The 16,008-nt window shown below is 40.0% G+C and carries 14 protein-coding genes; 3 read left to right on the top strand and 11 right to left on the bottom strand.

Annotation, left to right across the window (positions count from 1 at the left end):
• Window positions 1–3: 3 nt before the first annotated feature.
• The 3 genes from AAH582_RS19910 to AAH582_RS19900 are packed head-to-tail and all read left to right on the top strand — an operon-like array spanning window position 4 to window position 2,335.
• On the top strand, window positions 4–870 hold the full coding sequence (locus AAH582_RS19910) for an EamA family transporter (RefSeq protein ID WP_343319922.1): 867 nt from the start codon (window positions 4–6) through the stop codon (window positions 868–870).
• Window positions 867–1,484 (top strand): IMPACT family protein, encoded by a 618-nt coding sequence (locus tag AAH582_RS19905; protein WP_343319920.1) that lies wholly within the window; start codon window positions 867–869, stop codon window positions 1,482–1,484. The genes AAH582_RS19910 and AAH582_RS19905 overlap by 4 nt, the downstream gene beginning before the upstream one ends.
• Entirely contained in the window at window positions 1,481–2,335 is an 855-nt protein-coding gene (locus tag AAH582_RS19900; protein ID WP_343319918.1) for a nucleoside phosphorylase, read from the top strand. Before AAH582_RS19905 ends, AAH582_RS19900 begins: the two co-directional genes overlap by 4 nt.
• A gap of 103 nt (window positions 2,336–2,438) precedes the next feature.
• Here the strand turns inward: AAH582_RS19900 and rodA are convergent, their stop codons facing one another.
• From rodA to AAH582_RS19845, 11 genes are all read right to left on the bottom strand, one after another.
• Entirely contained in the window at window positions 2,439–3,704 is a 1,266-nt protein-coding gene (rodA, locus tag AAH582_RS19895) for a rod shape-determining protein RodA (protein WP_046671819.1), read from the bottom strand.
• Window positions 3,697–5,679 (bottom strand): penicillin-binding protein 2, encoded by a 1,983-nt coding sequence (gene mrdA / locus AAH582_RS19890; protein WP_046671818.1) that lies wholly within the window; start codon window positions 5,677–5,679, stop codon window positions 3,697–3,699. The genes rodA and mrdA overlap by 8 nt, the downstream gene beginning before the upstream one ends.
• A gap of 27 nt (window positions 5,680–5,706) precedes the next feature.
• Window positions 5,707–6,225, bottom strand: coding sequence for a hypothetical protein (locus AAH582_RS19885; protein WP_046671817.1), 519 nt, complete (start codon window positions 6,223–6,225; stop codon window positions 5,707–5,709).
• Entirely contained in the window at window positions 6,218–7,060 is an 843-nt protein-coding gene (gene mreC / locus AAH582_RS19880) for a rod shape-determining protein MreC (RefSeq protein ID WP_075993981.1), read from the bottom strand. The genes AAH582_RS19885 and mreC overlap by 8 nt, the downstream gene beginning before the upstream one ends.
• A 91-nt stretch (window positions 7,061–7,151) precedes the next feature.
• Entirely contained in the window at window positions 7,152–8,177 is a 1,026-nt protein-coding gene (locus AAH582_RS19875; protein ID WP_046671815.1) for a rod shape-determining protein, read from the bottom strand.
• Window positions 8,178–8,642: 465 nt separating this feature from the next.
• Window positions 8,643–9,953: an NAD(P)/FAD-dependent oxidoreductase gene (locus tag AAH582_RS19870; RefSeq protein ID WP_046671814.1), complete on the bottom strand. Its 1,311-nt coding sequence runs from the start codon at window positions 9,951–9,953 to the stop codon at window positions 8,643–8,645.
• 253 nt (window positions 9,954–10,206) lie between these two features.
• Window positions 10,207–10,539, bottom strand: a complete 333-nt coding sequence (locus tag AAH582_RS19865; protein ID WP_343319908.1) for a 2Fe-2S iron-sulfur cluster-binding protein — start codon at window positions 10,537–10,539, stop codon at window positions 10,207–10,209.
• A 2-nt stretch (window positions 10,540–10,541) separates the two neighbouring features.
• A complete protein-coding gene (locus AAH582_RS19860) occupies window positions 10,542–11,546 on the bottom strand; it encodes an NAD(P)/FAD-dependent oxidoreductase (RefSeq protein WP_343319905.1) in 1,005 nt (334 codons plus the stop codon).
• Window positions 11,547–11,548: 2 nt separating this feature from the next.
• On the bottom strand, window positions 11,549–11,986 hold the full coding sequence (locus tag AAH582_RS19855) for a MarR family winged helix-turn-helix transcriptional regulator (protein WP_046671811.1): 438 nt from the start codon (window positions 11,984–11,986) through the stop codon (window positions 11,549–11,551).
• Between the two features lie 115 nt (window positions 11,987–12,101).
• The gene (secDF, locus tag AAH582_RS19850) at window positions 12,102–15,083 is read right to left on the bottom strand and encodes a protein translocase subunit SecDF (RefSeq protein WP_046671810.1); all 2,982 of its coding nucleotides are present in this window, start codon (window positions 15,081–15,083) and stop codon (window positions 12,102–12,104) included.
• A 259-nt stretch (window positions 15,084–15,342) separates the two neighbouring features.
• Complete coding sequence (locus AAH582_RS19845; RefSeq protein ID WP_046671809.1) at window positions 15,343–15,816, bottom strand: hypothetical protein; 474 nt, start codon at window positions 15,814–15,816, stop codon at window positions 15,343–15,345.
• Between the last annotated feature and the right edge of the window lie 192 nt (window positions 15,817–16,008).

The raw sequence follows: 16,008 nt of genomic DNA, 5'->3' as shown, positions 1-16,008 counted from the left end.
ATCATGATTTTTGTTTTATTAAGTGTCATCTGCAGCGTCACTGTTGCTGTTTTATTAAAATTGGCAAAACAAAATGGAGTCGAAACCAAACAGGTTATCGTTTGGAATTACCCCATGGCAGTTGCACTGACCTATTTTGTATTACAACCAGATCTAAAATCGCTGGTATGGGATGCTATGCCGGTGACGTTGTATATGAGCCTGGCGATATTACTTCCTGGAATGTTTGTTTTTATTGCTTTGTCCATTCGCTATAGCGGTCTGGTCAAGACAGAGATTGCACAGCGCCTATCGTTGTTTATTCCTTTGCTTGCATCATTTTTCTTTTTTCATGAAAAAATGGAAGGACACAAGATGCTGGGAATAGCTCTTGGTTTATTGGCCATCCTCTGTTCTATTGGTTGGCAAAAGAATCTGTATGTTAGTTCGGCAGATAGTCGTTATAAAACGCTTTACCCGTTATTGGTATTTATCGGTATGGGCATAATTGATATCCTCTTCAAACAAGTCGCCTTGCATGTCGATATACCTTATATCAGTTCCCTATTTATTATCTTTGTGATGGCGATGTGTATTGCAATGGTGCTATTGCTGTATTTCCTTTTTGTGGAAAAACAACGTTTTTCAAGGCAAGCTATGGGCTATGGATTGGTTTTGGGTGTATTTAACTTCTGTAACGTCCTATTCTATATGAAAGCGCATCGTGCGCTACCAGAAAATCCATCAGTTGTATTTACGGGGATGAACATTGGCGTGATTTCATTGGGTGCATTAATCGGCGTCTTATTTTTTAAGGAAAGGCTATCGTTGTTGAATTATCTGGGTATAGCGCTTTCTATTGTTTCAGTTTTAATCATAGCATATCAATGAGTTTATTTGAAGATACTTACCGGACTATTGCTGCAAAATACGAGGGAATTTTTAGGGATAAGGGCAGTAAGTTTATTGCTTATGCTTTTCCTTTTAAATCCGAAGATCAATTAAAAGATCTAATTTTGGAAGTGAAGGCGATTCACCCGAAAGCGAGGCATCATTGTTGGGCCTATCGCCTCACACCTGATCGTGCGGTCTTTCGTGTGAATGATGATGGAGAACCTTCGGGGACTGCAGGACGGCCTATTTTAAACGTTCTCCTATCTTTGGATGTCACCAACGTTATCGTCATTGTCGTTCGTTATTTCGGTGGTACTTTGTTGGGGGTTCCAGGCTTGATTAATGCCTACAAATCGGCAACCCAAGATGCTTTGACCCAAGCCGAAATTATCGAGCGTACAGTGAATGACCATTATAGTATTACCTTTGATTACCTGCATATGAATGATATTATGCGGATCATAAAGGAAGAGGGCGTGGAAATTGAAAAGCAAGAGTTTGATAATCAGTGTTATTTGGAGTTTGAAGTCCGAAAAATGCAGGTCAATCGCATTGTGGATCGGTTTTCCAAAATAGAAGGTTGTCAGTTAAGCTATTTGTATACAATATGATCAACGCATCGGAATTGATTTTAAATGCAGATGGAAGTATATACCATCTGAATTTATTGCCGGAAGATCTGGCAGGTACAGTAATTACAGTTGGCGATCCAGACCGTGTAGCCAAAGTATCGAAGTACTTTGACCGTATCGAGCTCAAAAAAGGGAAGCGTGAGTTTATTACGCATACCGGCTATCTGGGAAATAAACGGTTGACGGTAATCTCAACAGGTATAGGTACTGATAATATTGACATTGTGTTGAATGAATTGGATGCGCTGGCAAATATTGATTTTGCCAATAGAACAGTAAAGTCGACGCTCAGCTCATTGCATATTGTACGCATTGGAACTTCTGGAGCAGTACAACAAGATGTCGAGATGGGAACTATTTTAGCCTCTGCTTATGGAGTAGGTCTTGATGCATTGATGAACTACTATCAGGGATCTTACGACGGCGAGGAACAGGCGCTTCAGGTAGAACTAGCCAAATATTTCTCCGCATTAAACCTAAACCCCTACGTTGCGAAAGCTGGTACAGGCCTTCTGGATCGAATTGCCTTTGATTTACCGAAGGGAGTTACGTTAACTGCGCCCGGATTTTATGCTCCGCAGGGAAGGACTGTCCGCTCCACGAACACGATTCCTAATTTTATAGATTTGATCAACTCCTTTCAATATAAAGGTCAGCGCTTCACCAACCTGGAAATGGAAACAGCTGGTATTTATGCGTTGGCTAACATGTTTGGACATCAAGCTTTATCCATCAATGCGATCTTGGCAAGTCGGGTAGATGGCCGGTTTTCTTCCGCACCTGAAGAAGTTGTTGATAAGACCATACAGCTCGTTTTGGAACGCATTTAACAATTTTTCTGCGTCATGCAGAGGCGATGATAGTCTTTCTCAATGATGCGGTAAAAGAGTTGAAAAGAATTAAATATTGATTCAAATAGAAAAGGAGTTGTTTTTAGACAACTCCTTTTCTATTTGAATCAAATTTAAGCATGATGAACAGTAAAATGGTGAAACTCCACAAGGATGAACCACCATAACTAATAAAAGGCAGCGGAATCCCGATAACCGGAACAATACCGATGGTCATACCGATATTGATAAATAAGTGAAAAAAGAGAATGGACGCTACACCGTATGCATATATCCTGGCGAAGGCTGAACGCTGTCGTTCGGCTATATGAATAATGCGAAGCAGTAGGGTGAGATAGATAAGTAATAAGGTAACCGATCCAACAAATCCCCATTCTTCTCCAACGGTGCAGAAAATAAAGTCCGTGCTCTGCTCAGGTACAAAGTTGTATTTTGTTTGCGTTCCCTGCAGGTAACCCTTGCCTAGGAGCTGCCCTGATCCAATTGCAATCTTCGACTGATTCAAATTATATCCTTTTCCTTTGGGGTCTTCCATTTTACCCAGGATAATGTCAATACGGTCACGTTGATGGGGCTGTAGCACATGCTCATATACCAGGTCCACACAGAGAATAAATACAGCGCAGGCTGCAAAAAGTATACTTAGATTGATAATGTATTTTCTTCTCTTGCGGTAGTTCCACATGACAAGGCCAATAAGCAATGCTAAAATCAAGATAAGTATCCAAGGATTAACCAATAAAGAAAGGACAAAAAGCAAAATGCAGAGCCCGCCAAATATAAGCAGTTCATTATTTACATAACCCTCGCGGTAGAATACGAAAATCAACGAAAAGAATGCAAGGGCAGATCCCGTATCAGGCTGTAACATAACCAAAAATACAGGAAACAAGACAATACCGGCTCCCATGGCCAGTGTTTGCATGGTCGGAGCTTTATTACTCTGAGAACTTAAAAAGTTAGCCAAGAGCAGGCAGGTTGAAAGTTTGGCAAATTCTGAAGGCTGTAAGCGGAAAAAACCCAGGTCAATCCAGGCTTGGTTTCCGCCGACATTTCGCCCTACCACGAGCACGATGACAAGCAATACAGCCGTTATACCATAAAATATCGGTGAGGCGGAACTGAAAAATTTCGCGTCTATGATCAGAATGGATACCCCTAGAATAATTGCGGAAACAAGATACAACGATTGTTTCCCATAATTGGTCCCTAAGGTAAAGAAATTGGGCATTTCAGGATTAAACACCGCTGCACGGATATTGAATAAGCCAATTAAGCATAGCGCAAGCCAAAGCGTGATGGTTAGCCAGTCTATCTTTCCAAAGAAACTCGTTTTTTGATTATTCATATCTTCTCTTTATCTCGCTATGGTGAACAATTGTTTCCTTTGGTTTTGTTAAAGCCGCCAGCTGGCGTTTTGATTTTAACGTGTCGGTTTTCGACTTGACTGAGTCTGTCTTTTTTACATCTTTAGTCTTTGGATCCACAACTTTTTTGGGTGCAGGAAGAAAATTCGCTTTATAAATGCGATCCTGAATATATTTTGGTGCAGTTATCGTGTCTTTGAGGTACTTCTCAACCATCATACTTGCGATAGGTCCTGCCCAGGTACCACCGTAACCCGCATTTTCAACAAAGACAGCAATGGCAATTTTGGGGTTCTCTCGCGGTGCAAAAGCAAAGAAAACGGCATGGTTTTCACCATGAGGGTTTTGCGCTGTACCTGTTTTTCCGCACATTTCAATGCCCGGGATACGATTGGCCCAAGCGGTACCTTCGGGTGTATTGACAGCATCACTCATCCCCTGGATGACAACAGGATAATACCGTTCATCCACTCCGGCACTGACTTTTTCGGTAAATTCCTTCTTGGCAATTTTCTGTGCACCAATACCTTTAATCAAATGAGGTCTGTAATAAAAGCCTTTGTTGGCAACGATAGCCATAATATTGGCCATTTGCAACGGTGTTATTCCCATTTCCCCTTGCCCAATAGATAAGGAGATATTGAAACTTGAACGCCATTTATCGTTACCGTATCGTTTGGTATAAAAATCCGATGTCGGTAGTAAACCCGGTTTTTCACCCGGTAGATCAATGCCTAGTTTATGACCAATTCCAAACTGTGTCACGGCATTACGCCATAGATCGTAGGCCTTAGGTCCCGAAAGCCCACGTCCATCGATCATCTTAGCATAGGTAAATCCATAATAGGTATTGCATGATACGGCTACAGAGCGCTGTAATGTGGTTGATCCATGATAGTGCGTACAGCCCATCCAGCCGCGTCCACCACCATAGCTGTATCCATGTGGGCAGAAAAATACCGTATTGCGGTCAATAACACCTGCCTGTTGCGCCGTCAATGCTGAAACAACCTTAAATACAGAGCCTGGGGGGTAAGAGGCTTGAATAGGGCGGTTAAAAAGTGGTTTGGTTTCGTCTTTCAATAATTTCATATAATTATTGCCGGACTGCCTGCCGACCATCATGTTGGGGTTGTAACTCGGGCTACTGACATAGGCCAAGATTTCACCCGTTGCAGGCTCAATGGCAACTATGGACCCCAATTTATTTTTCATGAGATTCTCCCCAAGAATCTGAAGGTCTTTATCCAAAGAGGAAACCAGTCCTTCCCCTGCAACAGCAAGTGTGTCGTATTTCCCCTCCATAAACACCCCTTTTGGACGGTTCAGGGCATCAACCATTAAGTTGTTGACACCGCGCTTCCCGCGAATAAGATCTTCATAAGAACGTTCTACTCCACTGCGACCAATGTAGTCACCACTGCGATAAAACCCATTGGAGCGTTCAATATCTTTATCATTTACCTCACTTACATAACCCAAAAATTGAGCTGCGATGCTGTCGGGATAACTTCTGATCGTTCTTTTTTGGACATAGAAGCCGCGAAATTGATATTGGTATTCCTGATATTGAGCCCATGTCCGTACAGAAAGCTGTTTTTCAAAAATAGATGCACGGTAAGGCGAGTGTACTCTTGCCTTTTCCATCCGTTTGATAAAGCCCTCCTTGTCAATGTCTATCAATTTGCAAAACAAAGCAGTGTCGATTTCTTTCACCTCACGTGGAGTAACCATGAGGTCATATACCGGTTCGTTCTGAACTAATACCTTTCCTTTTCGGTCCAAAATAACCCCTCTGGCCGGGTATACAATGACCTTGCGCATGACATTGCTGTTTGCGGAATGTATATAGGAATCGTCTATGATCTGTAAATAGAATAAGCGGGCCACCAAAGTCAATGTGATGGCAATAAAAATTCCCGAAACGACGTACTTACGCGCAAAAAAACTGTTCATAGAAATGAATTTCTATCCATCGATCTACTACAACCGATCTTTCTTTTTGTAGAATAATATGCTAAATAATAGCATGATAATTACTGTAAATATACAACTTAAAACGATACTCAATAAGGTGTATTGGATGTGCTGGAAGGAAAAAGATTCCAGTAGATACAAAAATGTATGATGAATCAATGTTCCGAAAAAGATGTAGGAAAAGAACCAGCGAATATTCATGAATCCCAGCATCGGGGTAAAGAAAGATTCGCGTTCTTCAACTTCGAGCGTAATTTTCATGAAGAAAATACGGAAGGCTGCTAAGGCAACACAGGCTGCGGTATTGACACCAAGGGTATCATAAAACGAATCTACAGTAAGTCCAGTTAGAAAGGCGATCAAATACACCAGGAAATTGGGTGTTCCTGTCGGAAGTAAAAAAATAAATAAAATATAAGGAAATGCAGCGACCAGATTGTAATAACCGATATTTTGAAATAGGAAAACTTGCATTCCTATCAAAACGATAAATCGAATAATATTAAATATTAAAATCCTAGCCATTGTCCTTTGTCGATTCTTCTAGTGTCTTTAATTCTTTGTTTAACAGGTCTTTTACAACGTAGACATGTTGCAAGTTGGAGAAATTGGTACTCAATAATAGTCTAAGATCCAAAAAAGCATCTCCTGAAGAAATCCCCGTCTGAATGACCGTTCCTACAAAAATTCCTTTTGGAAAATGTCCTGAATATCCTGAGGTGTACACTTTATCTCCTTTGTTGACTTTGATATGGTTTGGAATTTCCTTGACCATTGCCGCGCGGTAATCCATGCTATTGCCCCATACCAACGAGCCGAAGACCTCGGTGTGGCCTAATGTTACGGATATACGCGTATCGGGATGCAATAGGGATTGCACTGTCGAGAAGTTGGGGGAGACATTCAATACGATACCAACTACTCCGTTGGGAGCGATAACACCCATACCTCGCTCTATACCATCTTTACTGCCTTTATCGAGTGTGATCGTATTTGCCTTTTGGTGAATGCTATTGTTGATGACATTCGCAATAATAAATTCGTAACGCCCAAACTCACTGCTATCGATTGCCGGGACAGGACCGATCTTGATGCTGTCTGTTGATCGATAGGCTTGTAAGTCCTTTCTCAGTTGTGCATTTTCCTTCGCAAGTGCATCGTTGGTCTCCCCGAGGTGCAGGTAGCTTTTCCAGGAATTGACCTTTGCATACAGACCTCCGATGATACTATTTGAAGAATTTAAAACAGAATTACGTTGGAAAGAATTGTTGGTGATCACCAAAAATAACGAGAATCCAAAAAATAGGATAAACCAGAAGAATGCATTATATCGTCTCAGGAATAACCAAAGGTTTCTCATTTTTTAATGTGGGTATTTAATAAGCAAGCGATATAATAGTTTTGCATATTATATCGCTCTTTAATAAAATATTGTTATTAATTATCGAACGTTATGATTGCATCAAGAATTTAAATCGTCCAATATTTTTAAGTGCAATACCAGTTCCTCTTACAACAGCACGTAATGGATCTTCAGCAATATGCACTGGAAGTTTAGTTTTCGCTTGTATACGACGGTCCAAACCACGCAATAAGGCACCACCACCAGTAAGATAGATACCTGTTTGATAAATATCCGCTGATAATTCTGGTGGAGTGATTTCAAGTGCTTTTAAGATCGCTTCCTCAATTTTTGATATGGACTTATCCAGACAATGCGCTATTTCGGTATAAGAAACAGTAATTTGCTTAGGAACACCCGTCATCAAATCACGACCTTGAACGGCGAAATCTGCTGGTGGTTCCTGCAACTCAGGAAGAGCCGCACCAACTTCAATTTTGATTTTTTCGGCCGTACGTTCACCGATCATGATATTATGTTGTCTTCTGATGTATTGAACGATGTCTGAGTCGAAGTTATCACCTGCAACACGAATAGATTGGTCACACACAATACCCGATAAAGCGATGACAGCAATTTCAGTGGTACCACCACCGATATCGATAATCATATTACCCATTGGTTCTTCCACATCAATTCCGATGCCGACAGCAGCAGCCATGGGTTCATGAATTAAGTAGACTTCTTTCGCACCAGCAATTTCCGCTGAATCGCGTACAGCTCTTTTCTCTACTTCCGTAATACCGGAAGGAATACAAACAACCATACGTAGGGAAGGGAAAAACCAGCTCTTACCATTGTTTACCAATTTGACCATACCTCTGATCAAGTGTTCAGCTGCCGTAAAATCAGCGATTACTCCATCACGTAAAGGACGTACTGTCTTTATATTATCGTGTGTTTTACCCTCCATTTGCATGGCCTGGCGACCAATGGCGATCACTTTGTTTGTGGTGCGGTCAAATGCAACAATAGAAGGTTCATCCACTACTACTTTGTCATTATGAATTATTAGGGTATTTGCAGTACCCAAGTCAATCGCAACTTCTTGCGTAAACCAATTAAATAAGCCCATCTGCTAATCCTTAAGCTATTTTAAAATAATATGCAAACCTACACAAAAAAAATTAATCTTTTTGAGGTTATACATCAAAAAAAACTATATTCTGAAAGTAAATTCTATCTGGAAAAAACTGTCTTTAAATTTAACGAATATAATCTGTAATTCTTGCGTCCCGGCTGAAGTTATTTTTAATTGGACGCCGTGTTCAATAACCATTAAGCAGGTGTTTTTGAAATCATTGAGCACAAGGAGCAAGAATCCAAAAGTGAAAAGGTGGTTTTGACAACTAGCTAGAGACTCAAATGCTATGAAGAGCTGATAAGCGAAGCCGTCACAACGTTTTAGAAGCCTATCCAGTAGGTTAATATGGCGAAGAGAAACAGCTTCAGAAGGTTAATAAAGATAAAAGAAACAGCGGCATTATCGTTTGGGATAATGCCGCTGTAATATTGAACTATGCTGTTAAACTCCGATAGATTATTGGGCAGTTTCTGCTTGTTTTTCCTCTGGAGTTGGCTCATCATATTTGTGGAAGATCAAACGCACACCACTGTTTTTGGTGAAAAATTTAATCGACCAGTTGACGAATGTGATCAATTTATTTCTGAATCCATAGATGGACATCAAGTGGACAAACATCCATGTCATCCAGCCAAAGAATCCATTGAAATGGATTTTTCCCATGTCGACGACAGCTTTGTTACGACCTACCGTAGCCATGGATCCTTTATCAAAATAGTTGAATTTCTCTGTTGGTTGATTGGACATGGTTTGGAGAATGTGTTTTGCAACATATGCTCCCTGCTGTTGCGCTACCGGTGCAACGCCAGGTAAGCCACGAGGAAGATCATCTGTGATAAATGCCGAAACATCACCAATAGCATAGACCCCTGGCATATCAATAACACGGCATTGATCATCTGTCTGTATACGGTTACCACGTTGGATAATCTCCTTTTTGAAACCATTCGGATATTGCCCAGCTACACCTGCTCCCCAGATAACAGTTTTTGTTTCAATGCTTCTGCCATCGGCGAAAGTAATTGAATTGCCATCATATCCAGTTACCTGAACATTCAATAATACTTCTACACCCAAATCTTTGAGGTACTTTTCTGAATCTTTAGAAGATTTTTCAGATAAGTTAGCCAATACTTTTGGAAGTCCTTCTACCAGGTAAACCGACATCTCAGATTTTTTCAATTCTGGATAATCTTTCTCAAGAACATTGTTTTTGATTTCTGCGATTGCTCCCGAAAGTTCTACACCTGTTGGACCGCCCCCAACAATGACAAAATTCAAATTAGCTTTACGATCAGCAGGGTTTTCTATCCGTACCGCTTCTTCAAGGTTCTGTAAAACATAGCTTCGAATATTTAATGCTTCTTGTATGTTTTTCATCGGCAAAGCATATTTTGTGATTTGCTGATTTCCGAAGAAGTTCGTGGTAGCACCTGTCGCAACAATTAAATAATCGTAGTCAAAATCACCAACATCTGTTCTTACAATCTTAGCTTCATTGTCTACGCTTTTTACGTCAGCAAGTCTAAAATGAAAGTTGTCTTGGCCTTTGAACATTTTGCGAACAGGGAAGGAGATGGAGTCCGCTGAAAGAGTACCCGTGGCAACTTGGTACATCAATGGTTGAAAAGTATGAAAGTTATTTCTGTCCAGCAACAGAACTTCAACTTCCTTATTTTTAAGCTTTTTAGCAACTTCAATTCCTCCAAATCCAGCACCAATAATGATTACTCTTGGGAATTTTCTATTTGAACTATTGCTTGGCATATTTTTAATAGTTTGTTGTAAAAATTCGGTACAATCGAATTAAGCTGCAAATATCTTAAATTTTGGCTCAAAAAGCTAAAAAATATTTATTTATTATGCTGATATGTTGTGAATTTTATTGTAAAGAGGCTAATTCTTTCAATAATATGTTTTGTACTTGTTTGATTTTTAGCTCTTTATAGTGTACATTGTACCCTTTGAAAAAAAACGATGTATAGTATCATCATTGTGTATAAAATACACAATGATGATACTATTGTAGCGCGCCTTTGATCTTGATTTTCATGCCGTTGTTGTTATTCTGTAGATACAGCTGACAGGCAAGTCGACTTTGATCATCGGCGTCCGGAAGCGTGTCCAGCATGTCGAGTTCTTGATCACTCGCTTGGGGAAGTGTATGCAGGCCTTCGACAACTTCGACATGGCAGGTAGCGCACAGCGCCATACCACCGCAAGTGGCCAATATTTCATATTCGGATGCCTTTAAAATCTCCATGAGTGAAAGATTGATATCGGTCGGAACTTCCAGGATATTTTCGGCCCCATCCCGATCTATAACAGTGACTTGAATTAAATTATCGTCCATGGCTAGAAAGTATTTATACCGTTTACAGTGGTGTATTTGAATGTCAATTTTTGATCTGGATACACAAATTTGAACGCACTTTGGCACATTAGTGCAGCCTCATGGTATCCACAAAGGATGAGTTTCAGTTTACCTGGATAGGTGTTGATGTCCCCAATAGCATAGATCCGCTCGATATTGGTCGAGTAATCAAAAGTATTGACCGCTATCGCATTTTTATCGATATTTAATCCCCAATCTGCGATCGGACCAAGCTTCGGTGTAAGTCCATATAAAGGAATAAAATAGTCTGCATCTGTAGCAATGACTTCTTTTTCTTTATTTGTTGTTTCAACATGGGACAAATAGCCATTGCCATGGATATTGGTCAGATTGTGAGACAATAATAGGTTGACCTTACCCTGCTGGGCCAATTTGAATACTTTCTCCGCCGAGTCTGGGGCACCCCTGAAGGAGTCACTTCGGTGGATTAAAGTGACCTGTTGTGCAATATCTGCAAGATGGAAAGTCCAGTCGAGCGCGGAGTCACCGCCACCGGCAATGACGATTTTTTTATCCCGATATTTGGCGGGATCTTTAACCATATAATCGACCCCTTTTCCTTCAAAAAGATGAAGATTAGGGATTTCTGGCTTGCGCGGTTCAAAGCAACCTAATCCCCCGGCAATGACAATGACCTGTGTATGGACCATCGTATGATCATTGGTTTCTACGATAAAGGAACCATCCTCCTGTTTTGTTATATGTTCCACTCGCTCACCTAAGGTGAATGTGGGGTCAAAGGGTTTAATCTGTTCAAGCTGTTTATCGATCAATTCCTGCGCAGTGATACTTGGATAACCGGGAATGTCGTAGATAGGTTTATGGGGGTAGATCTCCGAAAGCTGACCGCCCACTTGGGGGAGTACATCAATCAAATGGCAACGCATTTTTAAAAGTCCAGCTTCAAAAACTGCGAATAGGCCAACAGGTCCTGCTCCGATGATACAGATATCCGTATTTATCATAGCTATTCTATATTTAAGTTGTTATATATTGTATTCAAAATCCTTGTAAAAGCTTCGAAATCTTCGTCTGCTAGATTTTCCCAGGCTTTCATGCGAATCTCTGTGACAAGCGGCGTGAGCGATGCTACTTTTAATTTTCCTTCTTCTGTCAAATGAAGGTAGAGACTTCGACGATCCGTTTCATCGGTGATCCGCTCGGCCAGATTTTTTTTAAGAAGGATATCAACGATACGTGTCAGTGTGGGCTGGTCTTTTCCGCAGCGCTTTGCCAGTTCTTTTTGCGAAAGTTGATCTGTTTCGTATAAAGCCTTTAAGATGGTCCATTGGTCTACAGTAATATCAAATCCTTTCTCCGCAAAAGAAGATTGGGCGAACTGTTTTACTTTCTTGGCCGTTTGGTCCAAGATGAAAGAGTAGCGGTCAAATTTTTCGTTTAGCATACAAATATTTAGTACAACAAATATATTTAAAATATTTAGTGTGACAAGTAATTTGAATGCAATAAAAAAGGGCGTTCGTTCGAACGCCCTTTTTTTATTTTATTAATATTAGCTATTATGGTCTTACGACTTCAGCTTTTTTAGCTGTATTACCTTCTGCTAAGTGTTTTCCTTTACGTAAGTCATATACCGAAGGTGCCGCTAAGATAATCGATGAATATGTACCTACGATAACACCGATTAAGATTGCGAATGAGAATCCACGGATAACTTCACCACCAAAGATAAACAATACAGCAAGAACAAACACGATTGTCAATGATGTGATGATTGTTCTACTTAAAGTAGAGTTGATCGCATGGTTTACGACATCGCCAAGATCTTCATTATGTGCATTTGGTTTCGATACGAATTCACGTAAACGGTCAAATACCACCACTGTATCATTCACCGAATAGGCAATTACAGTTAATATCGCCGCCACAAAGTGTTGGTCAATATCCAATGAGAATGGTACGATACCATCCAAAATAGAGAATAATCCCAATAAAATAATCGCATCGTGAATTGTTGCAATAGCTGCTCCAACCGAATATTCCCATTTGTGAAAACGGATTAAGATGTAGGCTGCAACAATGATGATAGAGAAAATTGCGGAACTTGTTGCTCTAGATTTGATGTCGGTCGCGATACTTGGTCCAACTTTTTGAGACGAAAGAATCTCATGTTTATTGGAAGCATCTACTTTCGATAGACCTTGGTTTAACTTGTCCAATACTTCTTTATCAGCAGCGTCCGAAGTTTCTTCAATATGGTAAGTTGTTGTAATACGCAATTGATTGGATGCACCAAAAACTTTTACCTCTGTCGTTTTCTTGAAGATATCATCCAAGTTTGTACGTACAGCTTCTAAGTCCACAGGTTTATCATAACGGACAGTATACGTACGACCACCTTGGAAATCCACACCTAAACTGAATCCTTTTGTGAAAATTGATGCCGCAGAAATTAACACCGCAACGATAGAAACCGCATAAAAGATCTTCCGTTTCTGAACGAATTTGAAGTTTGCGTTATGCAGGGTCTTTGCAGACCAAGGGAAAGAAACTTTGATTTTGAAATCTTTCGCCAACATCCATTCAAAGATAACGCGTGTAACTAAGATTGCAGTAAACAATGAAGTAATGATACCCACCATTAATGTTGTTGCGAAACCTAAAATTGGGCCGCTACCAAATAAGAAGAGGATAATACCAATTAAAAAGGTAGTGATCTGTGAATCGAGGATGGAAGGTAAAGCATGCTTGTAACCATCTGCAACAGCCTGACGGATCGATTTTCCTAAGCCCAGTTCTTCACGGATACGTTCATAAATCAAGACGTTCGCATCGACCGCTGTACCCATTGTTAATACGATACCCGCGATACCCGGTAAGGTGAGTACAGCATTTAAAGATGCCAATACCCCCATGATGATAAATACGTTTAATAATACGGCGATGTTTGCTACGATACCTGCCGTATTGTAGTAAGCGATCATAAAAATCATTACGACGATAATACCGATAACAGCAGAGTTTACACCGGCATCGATGGCAGCTTGACCTAAAGTAGGACCCACAACAGCTTCTTCAACAATTTTAGCAGTCGTTGGAAGACGACCTGCTTTCAATACGTTTGATAAATCTTTAGTGTCTTCTACTGTAAAAGATCCAGAGATCGATGAGCTACCATTTGGAATTTCACCGTTTACAGAAGGAGCCGAATAAACCACATTATCAAGAACGATAGCAATTGCATCTCTGTTTTGAGCGGCTTTTGCGGTAATTTTCTTCCATTGATGAGCACCTTCGCTGTTCATTTGCATACCAACTACGGGTTGATTTTTCTCATCAAAGTTAGCTGTTGCGTCAGTGATCACATCTCCTGTCAATACAGCACCATTGTCTTGTCCAGACCCTTTAATTGCATATAATGATAGTTGCTCAGGTGTTTTTTGCTCCGGTTTAACAGCCCATAAAAGCTTTAAGTTTCCTGGAAGAATTGATTTTACTTCAGGACGTTGTAGATAAGCATTTACTTTTGCCGTATCTTTTAATGAAGCAATACCAACCATGGAACCTGGCATAAGTGCCATTTGTTGATTTTCGCCCATATAAACTGCTGGGCGTAATACTTCAAATAATGGATTCTTCTGACCTAGGTTTACAGCAGCACTATCTTTTTTCGCATCTTTTTTACCACCGGTTAGGTTAGATAATAAATCATCTGATTTTTTGCTTGTATCTGCAGCTGCATTTGCCGTAGCTGCTGGCGCAGCTTTTAACGTTGAAGCTAAAGTTTTGTCGATATTTTCTAATATTGGATAAACTTCCTGATTCGTATAGGTTTCATAAAATTCCAATTTAGCTGAACCTTGTAATAGGTTACGAACACGGCTTTCATCTTTCACACCAGGTAATTCGATCAAAATACGGTTTGTACCTTGTTGAATTTGAATGTTTGGAGATGCAACGCCAAATTTGTCGATACGCGTACGGAGTACTTTGTAGGAATTTTGGATGGCATTGTCTGCTTCTTTTTGAAGGAACGATTCAACTTTTGAGTCTGAATCACCGGGTTTAATTAAAGAAGCATTGTCTTTTGTTGAAAAGAATGTTGAAAGTGGCGTTGTCGCACCGATGGATTTGTATTCTTCCATAAATAAAGCAACGACTGTTTTTGCACTCGTTTTACTTTTTGCCACTGCTTGTTCCAACGCTTTGTTGAATTTCTCATCTTTAGGGTTATTAGCCAAATTGCGGATCAATTCGTCTAATGAGATCTCCATGGTTACGTTCATACCACCTTTCAAATCCAAACCCAAAGCGAGTTCATTTGCTTTGGCTTCCCGATAGGTGTATTTTGCAAAACCTAAATTGTACACTACTTCACCTGCCATTGAGTCGAGATAGCTCTTCTCTTTTGCCAAGTCTCCTTTGGCAAAATTCTCAGCATCTCGCTCCACTTTGCGGGTCACCCAAGTAAATGATAGGGAGTATAGACACGCTAATGACACCACTATCACTAAAAGTTTAATCAGCCCTTTACCTTGCATCGTCTGTTATAATTGTATTAATTTTAATGTTAAATACTGTTTATGTAATTGATAATTAGTTCTCGTTTAATCACATTTTACCAAGAATGGCAAAGGTATAAAATTTTTGTAGAATGAAAAGTTTTATTTATGCCAATTAGGTCAACAGCATAAAAATAGGAGAATTGAAGAAAAAAAGAAATATTAATTGATTTTATTTATAAAAAAAGGCCCTGCTCGAGTAATGAGAGGACCTTTTGTTGCTGTTTAGTTGCTTATATTATCTCAATGTATATTTGATACCGAAAGAGAATGTAGATGCGTCAAAATCAGAACCATGATTTAACGTCCAGTTTGGTTTCCAATCAGCATGAAGACCGATAGGAGCCGATGGAATTTTAAACTCAAGACCCAACTGCGGTCTCAACCCTACATACGTAATGTTATCTCCAGCGTCAACAAATGTCAATTGTGCACCAACACCAGCATACCAGCCTAATCCAGGAGCTCCACGGAACGGTCTAGCATGTTGCCAGTCAGCACCTACAGCGACGACGTGGTCATCAAACATTACCTGCGCCTGACCATTGTTTGCGCCGCCCATAGATTGTTTGTATTGAATCCCCCAAAGGTCTCCAATTGATCCGTCGAAAACTACACCGATTGCAGCACGTTGTGGAGACTGAGCTTTTACTTCCTGTGCGCCAAATGCTAATGCTGCGACAGCAGCTAATGAGAGTAATGTCTTTTTCATAATTATCTTATCTTTATATTTTCATTAATTAAAATAACTTTTCATGTTACACAAAAGCAAATAGCTTGCCAAAAAATGATGGTGCCTATGCGCTACCCGTTATGAACGCTTAATTCATAACGGTTCTAATTTGTCTTCCGATTGTAATTTGTATCTTTTATTTTTTATTATTGCTTATTTTTCTTAAATTTG

It is taken from the genome of Sphingobacterium multivorum, from assembly GCF_039511225.1.
Lineage (GTDB): Bacteria > Bacteroidota > Bacteroidia > Sphingobacteriales > Sphingobacteriaceae > Sphingobacterium.
This window is presented reverse-complemented; position numbering and strand designations above follow the sequence as displayed.

What these genes read in the sequence shown, in the direction of transcription:
- AAH582_RS19910 (WP_343319922.1), top strand. Translation starts at nt 4, where the DNA reads ATGATTTTTGTTTTATTAAGTGTCATCTGCAGCGTCACTGTTGCTGTT.
- AAH582_RS19905 (WP_343319920.1), top strand. Translation starts at nt 867, where the DNA reads ATGAGTTTATTTGAAGATACTTACCGGACTATTGCTGCAAAATACGAG.
- AAH582_RS19900 (WP_343319918.1), top strand. Translation starts at nt 1,481, where the DNA reads ATGATCAACGCATCGGAATTGATTTTAAATGCAGATGGAAGTATATAC.
- rodA (WP_046671819.1), bottom strand. Translation starts at nt 3,704, where the DNA reads ATGAATAATCAAAAAACGAGTTTCTTTGGAAAGATAGACTGGCTAACC.
- mrdA (WP_046671818.1), bottom strand. Translation starts at nt 5,679, where the DNA reads ATGAACAGTTTTTTTGCGCGTAAGTACGTCGTTTCGGGAATTTTTATT.
- AAH582_RS19885 (WP_046671817.1), bottom strand. Translation starts at nt 6,225, where the DNA reads ATGGCTAGGATTTTAATATTTAATATTATTCGATTTATCGTTTTGATA.
- mreC (WP_075993981.1), bottom strand. Translation starts at nt 7,060, where the DNA reads ATGAGAAACCTTTGGTTATTCCTGAGACGATATAATGCATTCTTCTGG.
- AAH582_RS19875 (WP_046671815.1), bottom strand. Translation starts at nt 8,177, where the DNA reads ATGGGCTTATTTAATTGGTTTACGCAAGAAGTTGCGATTGACTTGGGT.
- AAH582_RS19870 (WP_046671814.1), bottom strand. Translation starts at nt 9,953, where the DNA reads ATGCCAAGCAATAGTTCAAATAGAAAATTCCCAAGAGTAATCATTATT.
- AAH582_RS19865 (WP_343319908.1), bottom strand. Translation starts at nt 10,539, where the DNA reads ATGGACGATAATTTAATTCAAGTCACTGTTATAGATCGGGATGGGGCC.
- AAH582_RS19860 (WP_343319905.1), bottom strand. Translation starts at nt 11,546, where the DNA reads ATGATAAATACGGATATCTGTATCATCGGAGCAGGACCTGTTGGCCTA.
- AAH582_RS19855 (WP_046671811.1), bottom strand. Translation starts at nt 11,986, where the DNA reads ATGCTAAACGAAAAATTTGACCGCTACTCTTTCATCTTGGACCAAACG.
- secDF (WP_046671810.1), bottom strand. Translation starts at nt 15,083, where the DNA reads ATGCAAGGTAAAGGGCTGATTAAACTTTTAGTGATAGTGGTGTCATTA.
- AAH582_RS19845 (WP_046671809.1), bottom strand. Translation starts at nt 15,816, where the DNA reads ATGAAAAAGACATTACTCTCATTAGCTGCTGTCGCAGCATTAGCATTT.